Origin of the sequence: Mycobacterium sp. D16R24, assembly GCF_002013385.1 — a bacterium.
Classification (GTDB): Bacteria; Actinomycetota; Actinomycetes; order Mycobacteriales; family Mycobacteriaceae; genus Mycobacterium.
In genome coordinates, this window is sequence record NZ_MAEV01000023.1 from 105,624 (window position 1) to 124,436 (window position 18,813).

General features: G+C 60.5%; 18 protein-coding genes and 1 tRNA gene. 5 read left to right on the forward strand and 14 right to left on the reverse strand.

Going from position 1 to position 18,813, the window contains the following annotated elements; translation table 11 throughout:
- Positions 1 to 23: 23 nt before the first annotated feature.
- Both B4383_RS26410 and B4383_RS26415 read right to left on the reverse strand, forming a co-directional pair.
- Positions 24 to 425 carry a hypothetical protein gene (locus B4383_RS26410; RefSeq protein ID WP_139360915.1) on the reverse strand — a complete coding sequence of 134 codons (402 nt, stop codon included), beginning with the start codon at positions 423 to 425 and terminating at the stop codon, positions 24 to 26.
- The gene (locus B4383_RS26415) at positions 415 to 2,130 is read right to left on the reverse strand and encodes a TNT domain-containing protein (RefSeq protein ID WP_286143749.1); all 1,716 of its coding nucleotides are present in this window, start codon (positions 2,128 to 2,130) and stop codon (positions 415 to 417) included. Before B4383_RS26415 ends, B4383_RS26410 begins: the two co-directional genes overlap by 11 nt.
- An 896-nt stretch (positions 2,131 to 3,026) precedes the next feature.
- On the opposite strand from B4383_RS26415, the gene B4383_RS20065 reads away from it, so the two are divergent.
- Complete coding sequence (locus B4383_RS20065) at positions 3,027 to 3,671, forward strand: hypothetical protein (protein ID WP_078292943.1); 645 nt, start codon at positions 3,027 to 3,029, stop codon at positions 3,669 to 3,671.
- A 28-nt stretch (positions 3,672 to 3,699) separates the two neighbouring features.
- On the opposite strand, the gene B4383_RS20070 is transcribed toward B4383_RS20065, so the two are convergent.
- The 9 genes from B4383_RS20070 to B4383_RS20120 all read right to left on the reverse strand — a co-directional run bounded on the left by B4383_RS20070 (position 3,700) and on the right by B4383_RS20120 (position 12,414).
- Complete coding sequence (locus B4383_RS20070; RefSeq protein ID WP_078292944.1) at positions 3,700 to 5,103, reverse strand: tyrosine-type recombinase/integrase; 1,404 nt, start codon at positions 5,101 to 5,103, stop codon at positions 3,700 to 3,702.
- Position 5,104: 1 nt separating this feature from the next.
- Positions 5,105 to 5,305, reverse strand: a complete 201-nt coding sequence (locus tag B4383_RS20075; protein WP_078292945.1) for a hypothetical protein — start codon at positions 5,303 to 5,305, stop codon at positions 5,105 to 5,107.
- Positions 5,302 to 5,967 carry a recombinase family protein gene (locus B4383_RS20080; protein WP_078292946.1) on the reverse strand — a complete coding sequence of 222 codons (666 nt, stop codon included), beginning with the start codon at positions 5,965 to 5,967 and terminating at the stop codon, positions 5,302 to 5,304. Before B4383_RS20080 ends, B4383_RS20075 begins: the two co-directional genes overlap by 4 nt.
- Before the next feature lie 95 nt (positions 5,968 to 6,062).
- Positions 6,063 to 6,536 carry a hypothetical protein gene (locus B4383_RS20085; protein WP_139360917.1) on the reverse strand — a complete coding sequence of 158 codons (474 nt, stop codon included), beginning with the start codon at positions 6,534 to 6,536 and terminating at the stop codon, positions 6,063 to 6,065.
- A 327-nt stretch (positions 6,537 to 6,863) separates the two neighbouring features.
- Positions 6,864 to 7,970 (reverse strand): AAA family ATPase, encoded by a 1,107-nt coding sequence (locus B4383_RS20090; protein WP_176138412.1) that lies wholly within the window; start codon positions 7,968 to 7,970, stop codon positions 6,864 to 6,866.
- Positions 7,971 to 8,062: 92 nt separating this feature from the next.
- Positions 8,063 to 9,310, reverse strand: a complete 1,248-nt coding sequence (locus tag B4383_RS20095) for a hypothetical protein (protein WP_139360918.1) — start codon at positions 9,308 to 9,310, stop codon at positions 8,063 to 8,065.
- A gap of 60 nt (positions 9,311 to 9,370) precedes the next feature.
- Positions 9,371 to 9,616, reverse strand: coding sequence for a hypothetical protein (locus B4383_RS20100; RefSeq protein ID WP_078292950.1), 246 nt, complete (start codon positions 9,614 to 9,616; stop codon positions 9,371 to 9,373).
- Positions 9,617 to 10,370: 754 nt separating this feature from the next.
- On the reverse strand, positions 10,371 to 10,811 hold the full coding sequence (locus B4383_RS20110; RefSeq protein WP_078292952.1) for a hypothetical protein: 441 nt from the start codon (positions 10,809 to 10,811) through the stop codon (positions 10,371 to 10,373).
- A 454-nt stretch (positions 10,812 to 11,265) separates the two neighbouring features.
- Entirely contained in the window at positions 11,266 to 12,414 is a 1,149-nt protein-coding gene (locus tag B4383_RS20120; protein WP_078292954.1) for a hypothetical protein, read from the reverse strand.
- Positions 12,415 to 12,602: 188 nt separating this feature from the next.
- On the opposite strand from B4383_RS20120, the gene B4383_RS20125 reads away from it, so the two are divergent.
- From B4383_RS20125 to B4383_RS20135, 3 genes are all read left to right on the forward strand, one after another.
- Positions 12,603 to 12,842, forward strand: coding sequence for a hypothetical protein (locus tag B4383_RS20125; RefSeq protein ID WP_078292955.1), 240 nt, complete (start codon positions 12,603 to 12,605; stop codon positions 12,840 to 12,842).
- Positions 12,812 to 13,567 (forward strand): hypothetical protein, encoded by a 756-nt coding sequence (locus B4383_RS20130; protein WP_139360919.1) that lies wholly within the window; start codon positions 12,812 to 12,814, stop codon positions 13,565 to 13,567. Before B4383_RS20125 ends, B4383_RS20130 begins: the two co-directional genes overlap by 31 nt.
- A gap of 535 nt (positions 13,568 to 14,102) precedes the next feature.
- On the forward strand, positions 14,103 to 14,612 hold the full coding sequence (locus tag B4383_RS20135; RefSeq protein ID WP_078292974.1) for a hypothetical protein: 510 nt from the start codon (positions 14,103 to 14,105) through the stop codon (positions 14,610 to 14,612).
- Between the two features lie 302 nt (positions 14,613 to 14,914).
- On the opposite strand, the gene B4383_RS20145 is transcribed toward B4383_RS20135, so the two are convergent.
- From B4383_RS20145 to B4383_RS20150, 3 genes are all read right to left on the reverse strand, one after another.
- A complete protein-coding gene (locus B4383_RS20145) occupies positions 14,915 to 16,045 on the reverse strand; it encodes a hypothetical protein (RefSeq protein ID WP_078292958.1) in 1,131 nt (376 codons plus the stop codon).
- Positions 16,042 to 16,323, reverse strand: coding sequence for a hypothetical protein (locus B4383_RS26420; protein ID WP_139360920.1), 282 nt, complete (start codon positions 16,321 to 16,323; stop codon positions 16,042 to 16,044). The genes B4383_RS20145 and B4383_RS26420 overlap by 4 nt, the downstream gene beginning before the upstream one ends.
- Positions 16,324 to 16,506: 183 nt before the next feature.
- Positions 16,507 to 16,580 (reverse strand) — tRNA-Leu (locus B4383_RS20150).
- 311 nt (positions 16,581 to 16,891) lie between these two features.
- Between B4383_RS20150 and B4383_RS20155 the strand changes: the two genes are divergently transcribed.
- Positions 16,892 to 18,733, forward strand: coding sequence for a fatty acyl-AMP ligase (locus B4383_RS20155; RefSeq protein WP_078292959.1), 1,842 nt, complete (start codon positions 16,892 to 16,894; stop codon positions 18,731 to 18,733).
- Positions 18,734 to 18,813: the final 80 nt, after the last annotated feature.

The following is an 18,813-nucleotide window of genomic DNA, read 5'->3' on the forward strand; positions in this document are numbered from 1 at the left end:
CCGCCGGCTGAGGTACCCCATAGTTACAGAGGCTCGCCGATGTCGGGCAGTAGTGCTATGTCCTGTGGTTGCCCGTTGCGGAACATGGCCGCTGTTTCACGGACCCGCCTCTTTCCCCACTCGGGGTTTAACTTGCTCAGTATTTCGTACTCGACATAGAAGAGATCCTTCCTGTTACCAGTCGATCTCGAAGCAATGCTGAAGACGATCCCGCCGCAATACCAATACAGAACATCATCTAGGTCGCCTATCTTGTCAAAGCTCAATTTGCCACGCTCGAAGAACGTGTAGTGGTACGCACCCGAGTCGTCCATGTAGATGTTGAGACCGTCGTTTGTCCGTAGGCCAACAGGGACGGTGTCAACTCCTAGAGATTCCGACAATCGGTCGATCTCGGATTGCAGTGCTTGCGCTTTATCGTCCAAGGGGTGGCCCGTCCTCGATCAAGTATCCCCGGCGGATCAGCTCTTCAACGGATGGGGCGGCCCCGTCTGAGCCAACGATCATGTACTGGGTAGCTCCGGGCGAGGGTGTCTGTCCAAACCAGGGGGCGACTGGTCCTTCCACAATCCGCAAGCCTGGAGGAAGTGTCTCGCCGGTGACCATGTAGCGATGGTATGGACTGCCCACCGATTCTGGCATCAGTGCGCGGTCCGCGAAAGGTGCGCCGTCTGGGGCAAGATAGCTGCCCGTTTCGGCGCCGAATCGGTCGATGATCGTTCCCGCGGGCAAGTGAGCTGGCTGGGGGGTGTAGCCAGGCGGGAATCCGTCGTTCTTGGGCCAATCACGGGCACCCGCTGAGCCGTATTGGGAATCGAAGTCTTTCCATGGCATTCCCCCGCTGGGGTCCAAACCACGCATTACCGCTGCTGGTGCACCGCCCTCGGTGACTAGTTCGGCGGGCAGCCCGGCCCTGACCGCTGCGCCTTCTCCACCAAGAATTAGACCTGGAACCATCTGCGTGACTACCGCGGATTTGTGCCCCAGAGCCGCTTCAGGATTGTCGACGAATGACTTGAACTCGTTAATGGCATCTGGTGCGACGTTGACCGGGTTCGCCACGTGCAGCAGGCCCTCGCCTGTGCCTTTCCAGGCGTCCTTGAAATCTTCAAACCCATTGGCGCCCAACATGTCTTGAATGCCTTTGATACCCTCATCCCAGCTCGCACGGTAGGCGTCTTCGAAGGTCTCCCTGACACGCTCTGGTGCACCAGGCTCGGGCACTGCAACCATAGGCCGGTCTTGTTGCGCACCCTTGATCGCGTCCTGAAGCCGCTGCTCTGCTTCGGCGGGCGGATACATGCCGTGCAGGGTCTTGCGCATTTGATCAATGGCGGCCTTGCCTTGTGGACTGTTCGGGTCCAGCTTGGGTGCCAGCGTGGTGCGCGGATCGACCGGGCGTGGCTGTTCCAAAGGACTCTTCGGTTCGGCGATGCCCAGCGCCCCCAAGTTCCCGGTTAAACTGCCTGCTCGCGGGTCGGCTTGAAGCGGCTTATCGCCTGGGGACGGCGGGCCGAGTTTGGGCGCGTTCGGGTCGACAGCGGCGTTGGCGGCTGTAGTGGCTCCTGGCGCCTCGGACTGTGGGTACCAGTCCTTGTAGAAATTGCCGTTTTGGGCGCCCGGAACGTCGGCTGATTTCGTCTGGGCGACAGCGTTGTTGACGTTGAATGTGGCGGCCGCAAGATTCAACTCGCCCGCGACCTTACCTTCGCCTGCCTCTATCTGGCCTTTGACAGTTTGTGTTGCTGCCCACCACTTATCGGCGTTGTCTTTAAGCTCCTTAGCCATAGTCGCCACGGCCTGACGACTCTTTTCGACCGCCTCATCACTCATACCGCTAGGTGGGGTGTAGGTCATCGAGAGATCGTCGTTGACCATCACACCTTGTTGTTGTTCGGCATGGTTGATGATCGCCTTGGCGGCAGTCAACGGCGGCAACACGCCATAAGTGACTGTGGACGTGACTTGATCAGCAAGAGCATCGACCGTGTCACGAATGGAGCCAACAGTTTTCAGACCATCGCCAGCGTTCTGCTGGGCCGCCTCGGCGAAGTGCCCCTCCCAGTAGGTGCCGCCCGGCTTGTTCACATAGCTCTTGAAGGTTTCCGTGCGTGACTCCAGCTTTTGCACGGACTGCTTCCAGCCCTGCACAGGAGCCAAGTACGCGTTTTGGTCCGTGCTCAGAATCAGCTGCTTGGTCGGAGACATCGTGGTGTGCCCTGATCAGCCTTTGCGCCCCAGGGTGGGAACGCTTTTCATCAACGCCACCCCGTGCTCTTCATTCGCAATCAAGCCCTGGCGACCCGCCTCACATACCTCGCCGAATACGTTCATCCAACTGGCAACGACCTTCTGAGTGTTTGGGAGTGTCCGGCCCGTCAAGGACGCAATCGCTGCCAACGCCGGATCAGCGCCCCCGGCTGCCGCTCCGACAGACGACGCCTCAGATTGAACCGACTGAGCAAGCTCTTGCACCTGGGGACGTAGCTTCCCCAACGCATCCAAATCGGCCTTAATCCGATCCGTCACCCCGAAAACCCCTCATCAGTCTGATGCAGCGATGCCCGCCCCTGCTAGCGGGAACTATACGCGGTAGCCAGCGCGGACGGGAGTTAGCTGTCAGAGTCTTGCGCATCTCCCGACGCCGGTAAATCCATTCCGCGCCTGCCAGCCAATGAAGCGGCCAGCCCGCCCAACCGCTTATTACTGAGTGCCCCCAGTCGGACTCGAACCGACACTTGGCGGATTTTAAGAACGTACGGGCCGCCTAGCGCGACCAGGCGAAACACCGTCGCGGAAGATAGCAAAAGCCCTGTAGGAGATCATATTAGGCCGCTGCCAGTACGGTATCGGTACGCCCTAGGTACGGCCCCATATCGCCCTCAGTCGCCGGGGTCTCGCCGGGGTGAAGCGGTGAGCACCCGTGGTTGCGCCGAACCTAAAACCAAAGTGCCCACCTGTTGTCGGTAGCGCGCGGTACGGTCCCTCCGACTAGCGGTGAAACCAGCAAGACGAGGGGCGTTTCAATGGGTACTTCGATCTCAGATGAAGATATCGAACGACTAGTGGACAGCGTGCAGTCGAATGTCACCAAGATGTTCAGCGCTCCCGACGGATGGCCAGGAAACGTAGAACTCGCGCTGATCGATGCTGTGTTGTCAATACGCGCGGTGTATGGCACATCCGCGGATACCGGCGTGCGCGGTGCGATCAAGCGATACAAGCGTGACTCCGGTCGGAATGGTTGGGATAACCTCTCCGCGCTCGGCGGTGCCGAGCCTGCTTGGCTCCAGGAGGTACTCGCCAACCGGCAGAAGACGGGCAGAGTAACGAAGGCTGAAGCAATCATCTCGGCTGCTGCGCGACTCTCTGACATCGGCGCAGTCCATGCATCCGACATTGATCGAAACTCGGCAGAGCAACGTCGCGCCTACTGCGGTACCCGTGGGCTGGGCCCCGTCACCTGGGACTATTTTCTGATGCTTGTCGGGTATGACGGAGTGAAGCCGGACACGCTTGTAACGCGATTTGCGTCAGAAGCATTGGGCCGCAAGGTCAGCGATAAAGATGTGACACGTGTGGTGACCGAGGCTGCTGGGCGGCTGGATATGCCTGCGGCTGCACTGGATCATTCCATCTGGCGACACGTTAGCAGACCGCGAAAAGATTAAACCTATCCGAGCTGGTCGAGGAACCAATCTAATTCGCCTGTCGCCCAAACAGACTGACTACGTTATCCGGTAGCTCGTTGTCGGCTTGCTTCGCCGGGGCCGGTGGTGCTGGCAGGGTGTTGAGTGCTCCGCCATCCTCTTCGGGGATGTAGTCGCCGTACACGTCAAGCGTGAGCGTGAAGGTGCTGTGACCTAGCCATTTGGACACCAGCATGAAGTGGACGCCCGCCGAAAGCAGTAACACCGCGAATGTGTGTCGGAGGTCGTGTAGCCGCACGCCGCTTAGCGCGGGCGTGTCTTTTGTGGCCGGGCGGGTGGCCGGCTGGCCGATTGCCTCCAAGGCTGGGCGAAAAATGGTGTCGTAGAACGCGCCCATTGCGAGCGGCTGGGACCAGTCCAGCGGTACCGCGTATCGCTCCCCTGCTGCGCGATAACCGCCCCCGTTCTTCCGTGAGGGCCACAAGGGCGCAGTCGGGTCGTCAGCGCGGGGGTGTTCCGCGAGGTGCGCGGCCAGACGCTCCGCGAGCCAGTCCGGTACCGGGACCGTACGCCGGGACTTCTTGGACTTGGGCGTGTTCGTAACCCATTGCCCGTCTTTGCGTTTCTTGGTCCGCTGGACCTTCACCGCGCACTTCGGCCCTGGCGAGAACACGAGGTCGCCAATCTCAAGGCCGCTGTTCTCTGCGGCACGTAAACCACTGTAGGCCAAGAACTCCACCATGAGTGCGTACACCGGGTACTCGGGTAGCCCCGGTAGCTCGCCCGCGATAGCAGCGCTTAGCGTGCCGACTTGCTCAGCAGTGAGCGGGTGGTGCTCAAACTTCTCATGGTCACCCGTGCCCCGAGCGCTGGGGCTGTCTGTCGCGTCAGCTGGATTGGATGGAATTGCGCCGTGCTGCTTCATCGCGTAGGCCAGTACCCAGCGCAGCACGTTCCACACGTGCTTACGCGTGGCAGGCGAGAGGGGCTTGTGGTCACCTTGCCGCGACGGCTGCGAGACCAGGAGTGCCCGGAACTCTTCGCAATCGCTTGCCGCAATCGACGCAACGGCTCGCGGCCCGAATACATCGAGCACATAGCACCGCAACAGCCGTTCATAGCCATCAAGGGTGGACTGCTTGAGCTTTCCATCGGCCACCCGAACCTGTTGCGCTGCAAGCCATAGCCGCGCATACTGCCCAAATGGGAGCTGGCCTGCCTCCTTGGCCTTCGCCAGGGCGGAAGTGGCGCATGTGCGCTTCGCCGCATTGAGCTCGTCGCGGCGCGTCTCGGCCTCTTCGCGGGTATGGCAAGTCTCCTGCTGCGAACGGAACTCACCGGGGATAGGCACGCCGAACGCATCCGTGACCGGCTCACGCCAGACAACCTCGTAACGCTTGATCGCCTTGCCCTTGCGCTTCTGTGTGGTGTTGTGCGCCCGTATGTACGCCATGTCAGTCGTCGCCTTCTGTGGGCTTGAGGTGGGCGTTGTAGTAGTCGAGCGAACGCCCAATAACTGCCATGCCGACATCAAAGACATGGGCGAGTTCTGCGTGCGTCCAGTTGCCGGTTGCGTATAGGTCGCCAATCTCCTGTATGTGGTAGTCCTGTAGTTGGCGGCGTGCGCGTGTGCCGTTACCCATCTCAGCGGTCATGCGGTGACCACCAGTTCTGTTGCTGCTGTGGCACTTTGGTAGATACGGCGCACGGTGCTGCTCTGCCAGTTCGGGCGACCAGCGGGGCTCAGGACGCCTTCGGTTTCCAGGGCGGTCGCGATCTTGGCGAAGCTAAGGCCTGCGGTGCGGTCCATCACTATGCGACGGATAACACCCGGCTTGGCGAGTCGTGGCCTGCCGATGGGCTCATTGCGTGCCTTCTTAGCGGCAAGAGCCGCTTTGGTCCTCTCTGAGATCAGCCGCCTCTCGAATTGGGCGAAGGTCGCCATCATGTGTGCCATTGCCTCTCCTGCCGGGGTCGTGAGGTCTACGCCTAGGTCCAGCACGACCAGCGACCACCCTTGCTCGTGTGCGGCTTCGATAATGTTGGCGGCGTTGATGATCGAGCGGGCAAGCCGGTCCATCTTGGCGACAATAAGACCGTCTCCTTGCCCGGTTGCTAAGAGTTCCAAGACTTCCCGCAGTTTGGGGTTGATGTATTTGCCGCTGGCGCCTTCGTCGGCGTAGTGCTCCACGGTCCAGCCTCGGCGGGTGGCTTCGGCGTCAATGGTTGAGTGCTGGGATTCCAGGCCATTGCGGCTTTCGGCTTGTTCCTCGGTACTCACCCGCTCGTAGGCAAAGAACAGGGGTTCATCGGTCATCTCGGTTCCCGTCGTCGGGGCGTAACCGAACGGTTCCGCCTTACGCCCCGTTTCTACGCCAGCGCGCACCCGATGGCTACACACCGAATAGGCCCTCATCTGCGCCTATTGATTCTCTGGCGCAATCCTGCTGTTGCCTCTTCCATCGTCATGAGCGCGTTACCGGGAGGCCCTACGGGCTCTTCGGCGAATGCCGGGCGGTGGCTAGGGTCGTCGGCCCGATCAGCGGGGGTTCGCCCGTCAGTAGCGTGGCTAGGAGGTGGCGCGGGGTCTTCTACGACTTCCGCGTCTACGACGGGCTCGGAGTCCGGGGCAGCGAGGCCCCGGCGCTCGCGTGACTCCGCGCGGCTGACTCCCGTGGCGATGCCATCAAAGAGATGTTCGTAGGGCTGGACGGTGAGCTCCACGCCCACGGCTTGTTTTGCGCTCAGGCCCGCGCGGTCAAGGCTATCGCGGATAGCGGCGAGTTTGGTTGCGTCGCTGACTTTGTCGTCTATCGCCATCTTGAGCAGCTCGCGAGCCATCCGGTCTGCGGCTTCTTCAATGCGTAGCAGCGCTTTCCGTTTCACAGCCGGGGCTCGGCCTCCGTGATGGGTACACACAGAGCCTCCGATAATCGCCCACTTGCGGCACTGCTCACCGGTCTTCTTGTGTGCAGTGCACCGACGTGCTGGATTGCCGCGGTCGAACGATTCCATAGGTGGTTCGTTCAATAGGTCACTCATGACTCAATCTCCAATCGCTAGTTGTTATTTCGTGTTCTGGTACCAAGTCCAGGTGGTGTTCCCGCGAAGCTAAGTGAGGTTAAGGGTTAAGGTTCGGCCTGGTCGTCATCTATTAGTTATTAACCCTCTATAGGGAAGGGTTAATAACTAACCCTCATCAAATAACTAGGGTTAAGAAGGGTTAATTAAGTTGTCTAGCTTGATCTTCCGATGCCGATCGGGCACCTTCGTTCCCAAGCTGTACAACTTGCTATTTCCTTTCTTGCTCTCGACCAACCACTCTCGCTCAACGGCCATCTCCCTTCCCTTCGTGAACTCCGCACTACGCTGGCCGGTCGATGACACTCCAGCCTTCTGCGATAGGTCGCCAGCATTGAGCTGTATCTCGCCCTCGACACCCTTGTTGTGTTGGGTGTTCGTGTAGGTGACCATCGCCTCGTACGCCCTGAGCGCGTAGCGTTCTGCCGCAGTCTCCGCACGACCTCCACCCCCAGTCACCATCAGTCGTCTCACTCGCGGGCTGTAGTCAATCTCAAACTCGGGCACGTCCACATCGCGGCCAAAAGCACTCAGGTACCGCTTGTTATCGACAGGGGCATCGGTGTGCGATCCGCTGCCTACCTCGTATCGGTACGTCACGTTCACATCGGGCTTATCCATCATCGCGCTCGCTCCACGGGCACGGTTCCCGCCGTCCTCTGAGTAGCCCGTGTGGTGAACGATCATCACGCCACGCAATTTCGCTTGGAGCACAACATGTTCTAGCCGTGCCCACCATCGCAGGTACGCTGCGTTGGGGTCGCCTCCTTGGGGTTGGTCGTAGAACGATCCCAGCGGGTCCATCACTAAAAGCTCAATGCCTTCTTGCTGTAGCCATCCGATAGCCCATTCGGTGGCAGCATCATTGGTCAGATCGAGTCTGCCGCCCTCACGCCCGTGATAAGGCACCAGCCGTTTCAGCGCGTCATCGGGTAAGTCCATCTCCATCAGCCATCGGTTGAACTGGCGGCCGGTGAGCTCCATATTCAAATACCCAACGCGGCAGTGGGTTTCGGTGTTCACCTCAAAGCGACCAAGGAACGGTTCACCCGTGACCAGCGATGCGGCAGCATTCATTGCCACCGTCGTTTTACCGGCCTTCTTTTGCGCGTTGATCTGTAGATTGCCTGCCGGCCACAGGTCTTTGAATATCCAGTCCACCTCGGGTGGTTCCTCGGCCAACTGCTCATAGGCAGATACCGGGTAGGGCGGTGGTGTCCAAGCCTGTGCCGCCTCCATGCGTCTCGCGTCCGCTTGGGCAGCTTGGGCCAGTCGCTCACCGCGTAGAAAACCGTCGTACTCGTCGTCCTGTCGCGGGTCCCATTCGCCGCTCATGCGAAACGCGCCGTACGTGGTTGACGGGGCCGCTTGGGCCAACACCCACGAATCAGGCCGGTCTCTATTCGCGGTCCCCAGCCCTCTACGTTCGGCACCGTTCGGCCACGGGCGCGTGCGACGGCCCCGATAACCGCTCGGTACACGTCGTCAGCGGCAGTAGCCGTAGAGCGGGCCTCACCGGCGAGTTCCCCACACGCGCGAGCCTCCATCACGCCCTGGTACGCCTGCGAGAGGTTGTTAAGCGCGACGACGAGACCAGCGCGGCCTTCCTGGGCAGAGAGCACCGCGTGCAGCACTTTCCCGGTCATCGCCTGGTGCGCGCCGTCCGGGTGATCGAGCACCGCCACCAACTTCTTGGGGTCTAGGTACTCCCAGAGCACCGCACTACGTGGCATCGGCAGTAGTTCGACAATGTCCAGTCCGGCACCGGGTTGTTCGGTGATCCAGGTATCGGCCTCGGCCAGGCTCGTGGCTACCCGTGCACCAACATCACGCACCGGGGCCAGTAGCCCGACCTTGTCGGCGTCCATCCCGCGTAGCAGGACGCGTACATGGACCTTGCCCGCGCAATCGAACAACTCAGTGCGTACCAGCACCGGATTGTCTGGTTCTTTCCAGTTCACCGAACCAGGGCAACGCAACACCCGCGACAACTCAAACACGTTGTCTATCGACCGGGGCTGTGCGCCATCCTCACACCGACCTATCGCTTCGCGGGCAGCGGCTTGGACCATAGAGCCCCACCGCTGATAGATGGTCTTGAATTCCTCGCGGGAGCGGTCCCGGTCCACCACATTGCTGTCACCGCGCACTGACCCCAGACGCCACAACGGCTGTAGGCCGTGCCCGCTACGGATCACCGCAACCGGCCACACGTTGATGCGTTCCCGTAGTAGTCGTGCGGCATCTTGGCATTGCCAGATCGCATCGAACTGCTTACCTGGCTTCACATCAAGGTCAGCGAACAATGCTCGCACGCGGGACACATCGGCCTCACTGCCACGACCGTAACGTACTTGCCGTCCAACAGGGTTGACCCCGAACCACACATCGCGGTCCTGTGGGGGTGACCAGCCCTCCAGGTCGGCCACCTCGTACATGGTCGAGACGAACCGCTCGCCCGGAGCGCGAGTGTTGATCGAGACACGCTCGCGTGCAACGAAACCAAGTGCCGCCAATAAGTCGTAGAGTCGGTAGTCAATTACCTTGTCGCCATTAATTTTTACAGCGGGTATACTCATCTATGTCTTCTCCAAGGCATAGCCCTCAGTCGAGCCCGCCGCTCGGCTGAGGGCATTTTCTTATTGGGTTGCAGCACTTTTCGGTGACATTCGCTTCCTGCCCTTCTGGGCCGCCACCCAGTCGAGACCGTCCCGCTTGCTGAAGTAGTTCTTGTTACTGAATTGACTCCGCTCCAGCTCTTCGGCGATCACCGCATTGCGCAACTGCCGATACGTCACGGGCAGTTCCTCATCGTAGTAAAGAAATTCCCAGAGTTCTTTCAGGGTCAGGTTCGGCTTGTCGAGATCATCAATTACACTTGCCATTGTCTTTATCTCCTTGTCTTGCAACAGGGCAGCGGGCTACACCGGAGATAGCCGCACGCAACACGACTACCTCCGGCACTAGCCGAGGTTGAATTTCTAGCTAACTAGAACGGTACGCCATCGGTCGGTTTCAGGATGGATCGAAGAACCCGAGTTAGTAAGCGCTGTAATGGATTACGCAACTAATGGGTGGTCCACCTCATGCTGAGATGGATATTGACGCCCGACTGGTAGCGGAGCACCTCTCGCAAGGTCTGCTCGACCTCGGACAGCCACCAAGGGCCTTCCACATCGACACACGCGTGGACTGCGCCAGGCTCCGCACTAACAGCCCAGGCATCGGGCCTATTGCTGTCGGGATGCACAGACCCGTGCCAGCGCATCTCAGTCGATCCATCCTCAAGGATCACCAAATGAGGCTCCCTGGCATCAGCAGGAAATACGAGCTTGCTTTCGGGCGCAGGTACGGGGACCACAGTCCGGTCGCTGATGTCTACGTTTTCCATATTGCTACTCCTCAGAATTGTTTCGGTGTGAAACCTTCAGGAGGGCAACAAAAAGCGCACACCCGAAGGACGCCCTCATATAGGTCTGCGAGGGTCTTGCCTTCGACGTGTGCGCTTGGGCCGTAGCTGGGCCGTGAAGTGCGCCCGATCTTTCGATCGAACCTCCAGCCTCGGCGTCTACGGGCTAGATGCCTGCCACTGTACCCATACCGAGCCGGTGTGTACAGGGTCAGACCGGGCTAAACGCTCTAATTCGCGGTCTCGCCATAGCGGTAGGCGCGTTCGACAGCATCGAGTGCAGGGCGGCAGAAATTGTGGCCGTCTGCGACCAGAACGTCGTAGTGGGCTTTCAGCTCTTCGGGGCGGTCGGTGAGGATGATGAGCGCTTGGTATCGGGTGGATTGCATCGACCCCACGAGCGGCATCGCGTGGTCGTAGCCGAACGGCCCGTGTACTTCTCCGAATGTCAGCGCGAAGTCGTACCACTTTTCGCGCCGGATCATGAAGGCCATCCAGAACATGTCTTCAGCACGCGGGATGAAGTGCCCGTAGTCCAGGGAGCCATTGCGGGGGAGTTCGATGCGACCGGGTGCAAGTGGTGAGAGCAATCGGCCATCCTCGACGCGGTACCAGCGCCAACCGTGCGTTAGGCCCTCAGTTGTCTTGGGGTGCCGTGTAAACGTGGTCATTGTTCTAGGGGTGCCTCAGCCGGGGCGAGTGTTCGTGGGCACGTGACCCGTCCCCGGCTGAGGCGGTAGTCCAGAGGCTCGGCGGGTAGGCAATGGAGGCCTTTACCGCGCGTCTGGACTGGTCTTGCAACAGCCCTGCCGGGCCGCAGAGGTAATGCGGTGACCGATTCGGGTAACCCGGAGCCGGTCGATAGTTCGGCAGTGGCTACGGGCTGTGCCACCTTGGGGCTTTGGGTAACCACGCGTGTGCTTAGCGGACTCGATAGCCCGGATTGCCTGGTGCTGAATCGCGGGCACTTGTCCGGCCAGCGCGGGGGGTGCGGCCACGGTACTTGCCGCCGTCTTCGGGGGTGGCGTGTTCTTTGCCTGGCGGTACTAGCCCTGGCCCCCAGCTGAAATCGCTTTCACCGCAATAGTTTGAATCGCGAAGCGGATCGAGTGGCATGGTGACCTCCTAGAGTTCGATCGTGGGGGCGGTGTAGCTTGCGTTGGTGGTGATCTGGATAGCTACGGCGGCCCCGCGATGCCGCACCCCGACACCAATGCTGCGGGCAAAGAAGCTGTCCTGCAGCGGATATGGGCCATTTCCGGGGATCATGCGTAGCCCCTGGTACGCGGGATTACTGTGTTGGCGCACCGCGACAGGGTTGCTATCGCTGTTGGGACCGCCCGACGCAACCACGGCTGCCCAGCCCTTCGGGATGTAGTACGACTGGAGAACCAAGGCTCCGGCGTAACTCCCGAGCACGGGAATGCCCGCATAGTCTGGCGGGGGCGGTGTGCCCTGAACATGTTCTGCGGTAAGGAATGCCGGGGCAGTGCTGGAGACGATGAAGTCGTACGCGGGCAGTGGTCCACCTGTCCGGTACTCAACCCCGGCGCGCCAGCTCGTCATCGCGGAGGTCTCCACGTCCTCGGGGTGTACGAACAGCAGGAACTGCGCCGATTGTGTTCCACCATAACCGTGTTCGCGAATATGCCTTATAGCCAGCTCAACATCCTCTGCGTCCAATACAGTTGATGCCGTCCGCAGGTAGTGGGTGTGATCGCTGGCGAATGTCTTGCCCATGTGTGCGGGCGGGGCGATGGAATCGGTACCGTTCCAAAGGCCGTAGCAAATCAACATTTGGTCGTTGGTGTAGGCAGCCGGGGAGAACAACCGTTGCATGACAAGCCCGTTACACAGGCGGTTGTCGGCTTCAAAGATGCGGGTAACGCGCGCGCTGACCTGCTCGGCGGTGGCGTCCCGCAAATACTTCCAGGTCGCTCGGAGGGCCTTGTCGTAATCTTTCAGTGTGTAGCCAATCTTGAGATAGCTCGGATCAGCTACGCCGGTTGGAATTCCAAATTCCGTGGCCTCTTCAAACTGTTCAGAGGCTACGCTCTGAGCAACCGCGTCACCGGCACGGGTAACTGAGAAGCTAACTAGCGAAGCGATGGCGGAGCGCTGGTCGTTGTAGAGACCTAGCGCCTGCTGAACCTCATCCCAGATCTGGTTTAGCTCAACGCCATCCGCGGTCTTGTTGACCAACACGCTGCCGCGCGTCTGGTAGCCACGCCCGAGGACGCCATCGCCGCCCTGAATGAGAAGTTTGATTGCCATTGTTGGCCTTTCTAGGTAAGCCGCCAGGCCTACGACGCTACGCCAGAATTCCGTTGCCCTAGAGACGATTAGCGATCTGCGACGGTTAGAGGCGGGGTGCGGTTGAATTGAAGGGCCAGCGCGATGGAAGGCGACTAGAATCGGAGTATCCGCTAAATCGTTTCAGTATCAATATTTTTGGAGTAGCCATGGCTAGAACTGCACCAGCACCGCCGGAAGGTGTTGCACTTTCTCAACTCCCCACGATCCGCGGCAAGGATGCCGCGTGCGAGTGGATCAACGACGCCCTTGGCGTCCCGATCCGCAAGAACATGATTGTCGAAGCAGCCAACGCGAGAACCATGCCTTGCCGGAAGATCGGTGGGGCGCTCTACTTCTCCACGCAAGGGCTCTTTGAATGGGTGACCAGCTTGGGGGTGTCCGCATGATGAGCGCCGAACGCCGCGAAGAGATCGCGCGGAAGTATCCCGCCGTGAACAATGTGCGGCTCCAGATCGACAATCCTGTCGTGGACGCGATCATGCGAGGCGAGCAGTTGTACGGGAACCTGTTCACCCGCGATACCGGAGAGCTGTTTGATCCTGTGCGCTGCCCACCGATGCACGAGGTGGCGCGAAAGGCACTGCGAGACCTCCATACGGCGATGGGCGAGCCTGCCAACACTATTGGCCCCGATGACGCCGGGCATCTCGTGAGCACACCGCTAGACGCTAACCCGATCAGGCGAGTGACCTTTGACGGCCACGACTCCCCAGATGATCCGTTCACGCCACTTGACGCCAACGATCCCGCGCTCTACGTGTATTTCGTCAGCGGCTCCGGTGTCACCGTGCTACGCGGTCTGAAGCCCGTTGACGCGTTCGAGCTAGCCACCTGCGGCCGTGGCCGGCCAAGGCGCGGCGTTGACTACTTCAAGGGAATGTTCCAGACCATGATGGAACTACACGACGACTACTGGGACCGCGAATGCAACGCCCATGTCAGCCGAAACTGTGGCGGCCCCTCAAGTCTGCTGCCGTACCGGGCAGGCGCATTTCTGCTCATCTTTGAGATCTGCAAGCCCTGTTTGGATTACGCACAAGCAGCAGCCGACAAGGGATATGAGCTGAGCGTCATGGAAGCCCACGCCCGCGTTGGGCTGCCGTTTCCGTAACAGATTGGGTGGTGAGGTAGTGACAAGAAGCAAACGTAAATCCGCAAAACGCAAGTTACCGCAGGCATCTAACCCGCCAGAACTAGTCCATTTTCGCACGGTAATCAGAGCCGACATGTTGCCCGACAACTGGCCGGATGAGAGCGCTTTAGAGTATGGCTGGCGGTGGTATCTGCTCGACAACGACAAACTCATAAGCCCAATGGTCGGGCAAATTCCCTTGCCGCGCAACGGCGTTTTAGACGATGTGTACTTCATTCCCAGGGCTGAGCTCATGCTCCAGTCGCTCCAATACCGTTGGCGCGAACTGACACCCGAAGACATACACGCGCGTGGTTTCGCACTCACCTACGGCAAGGTCACAGGCCCCTTTGAACGGGACTACGACTGCACACCCGGCGCAGGCGCAATGAAGTGCACCCGGTACGAGGCCCTGGCGATACTCACCACCATCCCAGCAAGATTCGCGGGCGCATATGAGGTGCCAGTTGTTGGCGGGATCATCAACCTGCCCACCATGCAGACCATCGAGAGTATGCACCCGTGCGCTCGACCGCAGCCTGCCGCGAAACTTCATGTCTCGTTTGTGTGCACATACAACCAGGGCCGCTCCGTTATGGCCGCCGCAATGTTCGCCCACCAACTCCAAGCACGGGGCCTTGGCGACCAAGTACGGGTGAGCAGTTGCGGTACCTGGTCTGCCAGCTGGGGCAACCCCATAGATACGCGCGGAGCCGATCTGTTGCGCGCCAACAACTACGGCGTACCAGAGAACCACCGATCAACAAAGGTCAACTCTGATCATCTGGCCGCGAACCTCCTGGTAGCGATGGAACGAAACCATGAAGTGGCACTCAAAGAGGCTGGCGCCGAGCCTAACCGGATACGGCTACTGCGCTCATTCGACCCCACAACACCGAGTGCGACAACAGAACTCAAAAACCCCTACACCGCTGCCGATTTCAGAGAGACGTTCGACGCCATAGAGACCGCGCTACCGGGTTTACACGGTTGGGTTGACAACGCCCTCGGGGCTAAGGGCTAGCTATTGAATCCACAGCACCGATTGCGGTGCGTATAGCAGTTCTTGAACAAAGAACACCGTCGTGCAAATCACAAGGCCGACAATGATAAACGTTGCCGCTCGCTGACGCTCTTTGTGTCGTGTCCGCAGGAAGTAGACCGCACCGATGATGAGCGAGATAAGGAATGTCGGTAGGACGGCCCCGCGAACCGAGGCTGTCGAGAAACCGGCCAAGAAGAGCGCCAGCATTGTTGCGTACAACAGGATTACGCCCCCGCACAAGCCGACAGCGATTAGTCCTGCCCCGGAAAGCCAACGGGTAATCATCCGAAGTACACCGGAACTTGGAGTTGATGTCCTCGCTGTTCCTGGATATGACGTGTCACATTGTCAATGTAAGGTTGCCAAGTTCCCCAGCCGATAGTTCGGTACCCCTCCCTGATGACGGGACCGAGTGGCCAGCCTTCTGTCCCAGGTCCGGGCGACGTGACAACGGAGTGAACACCTAGCCTCAAGTCTCCATCCTGGTTGTGCCAGGTGAAGTGAATTGTGCTGCCAGGCCCGTCCGCATGCCCCGGCAAGGTCACAAACTCAATGTTAATGGCATCGCTGGTCTTATCTATCTGAGTCACCTTGACTGGCATTCCTTGCACACCACCCGGCCCGACATGCAACGGAAGCTCATCGCCGACTTTCGGAAAGTCATGTGGCGCACCAGGTATCGGGAAGTTGCAGTTGAAGCACCGCTTCAGTTCGTTGTAGACATCATCCATGCTGATGCCTGCTCCGGCACTTGTCGGATGCGTACGATCATCAATAATCTTGACACCAGTGCTCAGATCGAGGTCGTATTCCCACTTGGGCAGTGGATCGAAGGGTGGGAACTGGGGTTTCTTGTCGTGTCCGCCCATCATTTGCACGGTTGGGTCACCATTGCCGCCGTCTAGCGCGTCAGCTTTCAGATGTAGCTCTTGCGCGATACGTTGTTCCGCAGCAACTAATTGTCCAGCGCGCCAACGTATGAAGTCCTGGTGCTGTTGCGCCGCGTTGCTTGTGGCGGAACCGTCGCCACCGTGACCCGTTGTTACCGTTAGATTTTCGCTGACGTTGAAGCCATCCCGCTTCGCTTCTTGGATAGCCTGTATGACACCACGCACAAGCTCGTCAAGTTCTTGCTTGCCGTTCCGGGCTACGGTTGCGGCGTCACGCAAGCCCTGGCTCTGGCGGCGAACGATAGTCAGGTCATTCACAGCGTCGTCGTACGCGGCATCTGCCGCCTTGCCCTTGAACTCGGTACCAGCCGGGGCGGTGGTGTTGTCTCGGCGCTGCTCAAAAGCTTGTTCGGCCTCATCCGCCTGCTTGTCCCACTGCTCAGCGGCAGTCCTCAAATGATCGTTAGACCAGTTCGCTATCTCGGTTTTAGTGGGCAACGCTGCCGCAGTCGTTGCGCTCATCTGTCGCCAAGATTCCGCATGTTGTCGGCGCTGCCTAGGTCGGTGTCTTCAAAGCTGTCTCCGGTATCCCGCAGAATCTTCGCGCTAGACGTCAACTTGCGGGACTGCATTGCCCGGATACCAGCAGCGGTGATGTCGATTCGACGGACGGCAGAGGCAGTCGGCTTTGTGCCAGACGCACCCCCGGTTCCGGCTGGTACTGCCAGCTCGTCGGCAAGGCTGTCGGTGCGTGCCGCAGCCGCGCGTAGGCCGTCTGGGTCGGCAGAAACCCGTGTCATTTGGTTCCCCTCGGTCACTGGAGTGCAGCTAGGCCGAACTATACGCCGTAGCCAGATTTCTGGTACAAGTCGTTGCCTCGCCGGGGCTAGGTTGTCGCGCGGTCGCCGGGGCTACGCCGGGGTAGCGGACCCTATCGCGACCATTCCCCTACTCGGCCAACCCATCTACCTGCCCTAACAGAGTGCCCCCAGTGAGACTCGAACTCACACTTGGCGGATTTTAAGTCCGCTGCCTCTGCCAATTGGGCTATGGGGGCCTCGCAGATCAGCCCTAGTTCTACCTGGCGCTTCCCCTGGCGCCAACTTACGCCGCACCCCCTCTCACCTACGACAAAAATCACACCCCCGCCCGACACACCCCGGCGTCACATTGAACGTTTCCGGCAGATAGTGATATCCCTTGTACACCACCGGGATTCGATTGAGCTCTGGTGTGATTCGTCACCAGATCGCGCGATCGCCGACATTGACAGTTGCCGCCCGCTCCTCGCACGACGGGTCACCTGCGAACCAAGAGATAGCTTAGTTAGCGCAGGTAGTGTTTTCCATCGTGAGTCGGGAGTTGGATATGTCAGACGGAGTGGCCATTCGCCAGAGCGGAATTGAGGATTACCTCGACGCCGATGGCGCGATCGACCTCCCTCCCGGCAGCACCCTGCTCTCGAACTTCGAACACAACATCGCCGAGTTCGGCAGCACCGCCGCGTACCGCTACCTCGACTTCACCCGTGATGACGACGGCGTGGCCATCGAACTGAGCTGGACCACGCTCAGCACCCGGATGCGGGCCATCGGCGCACGCCTGCAGCAGGTCACCCAACCGGGCGATCGCGTCGCGATCCTGGCGCCGCAAGGCATTGACTACGTCATCGGGTTCTTCGCCGCCATCCAGGCCGGAAACATCGCGGTTCCTCTCTTCGCCCCCGAGCTGCCCGGCCACACCGAACGCCTCGATGCGGTGCTCTCCGACGCGACGCCGACGGTCATCCTGACCACCGACGCCGCCGCCGAATCGGTAAACACCTTCCTGCGCAAACTTCCTCGTCAGCGTCGGCCACGCGTCATCGCGATCGACGCGGTGCCGGACGCGGTGGGCGCAACGTTCATCCCCGCCGAGCTCGACACCGAGGACATCGCTTATCTGCAGTACACCTCGGGCTCCACACGCACTCCGGCCGGCGTGGAAATCACGCACCGCGCGGCGTGTACGAATGTTCTGCAGATGATCCTGGCCGGCGGCCTGGATCAGAACATCCGCAGCGTGAGCTGGCTGCCGCTGTATCACGACATGGGTCTGATCATGATCCTGTTTCCCCCGCTGTGCGGCGGCCACATCACCCTGATGTCGCCGTTGGCCTTCGTGCGGCGCCCACGACGCTGGATCAAGCAGCTGGCCGCCGAGTCCGCCTATGGGCGAGTGTTCGCCGCCGCCCCGAACTTCGCCTTCGAACTCGCCGCACAGCGCGGCCGCCCGCCGGCCGGCGAAACCTGGGACCTGTCCAACGTCGCGGGCCTGCTCAACGGATCCGAACCGGTCACTCTCTCGGCAATCGAGAAATTCAACGAAGCCTTCGGCCCCCACGGATTTCCGCCCACCGCCATCAAGCCGTCCTACGGCATGGCCGAGGCAACGCTGTCCGTGGCCACCATCGCCCCCGACGAACGCCCCAGCATGATCTACCTGGACCGCACCCAGCTCGCCGAGGACCGCGCCGTCCCCGTGTCCGCTGACGCCCCCACCGCGGTAGCCCACGTCTCGTGCGGTCAGGTGATCTCGAGCCAGTGGCTGGTGATCGTCGACCCACGAACCGGAGCCGAACTCCCCGAAGGAGAGATCGGTGAGATCTGGCTGCACGGCGACAACATCGGCCGCGGGTACTGGGGCCGCACCCGCGAGACCGAGGCGACCTTCCACAACAGGCTGCGCTCCCGGCTCGAACACCGCAGCCATGCCACCGGAACCTCGGCGGATAGCCGTTGGCTGCGCACCGGGGATCTCGGGGTGTATCTCAACGACAGCCTGTACGTCACCGGCCGCATCAAAGACCTCGTCATCATCGACGGACGCAATCACTACCCCCAGGACATCGAGGCGACCGCCTCGGCATCCTCGCCCGCCGTCCGCTCCGGATACGTCGCGGCGTTCTCCGTGGCGGCCAATCAGCTCGCCGAGGCGGCCATCGCTGACACCAGCGAGCGGCTGGTGATCGTCGCCGAACGCGCGCCCGGATCGGGACGCGTGGAGCAATCACCGGTAGCCGAAGTCATCCGTGCTGCCATCTCACGCACACACGCCCTGCCGGTTGCCGATGTCCGGCTGGTCGCCGCGGGCGCGATTCCCCGCACCACCAGCGGAAAGCTCGCGCGCCGGGCCTGCCAGGCCGAGTACCTCGCAGGCGTCTACGGCTAATTCGCACCTCAACTATGGGTTGAATCACACTGTGAGTCTGCCCCCTCGCGTTGAGGGCTCGCGACATCGATGTTTGACTT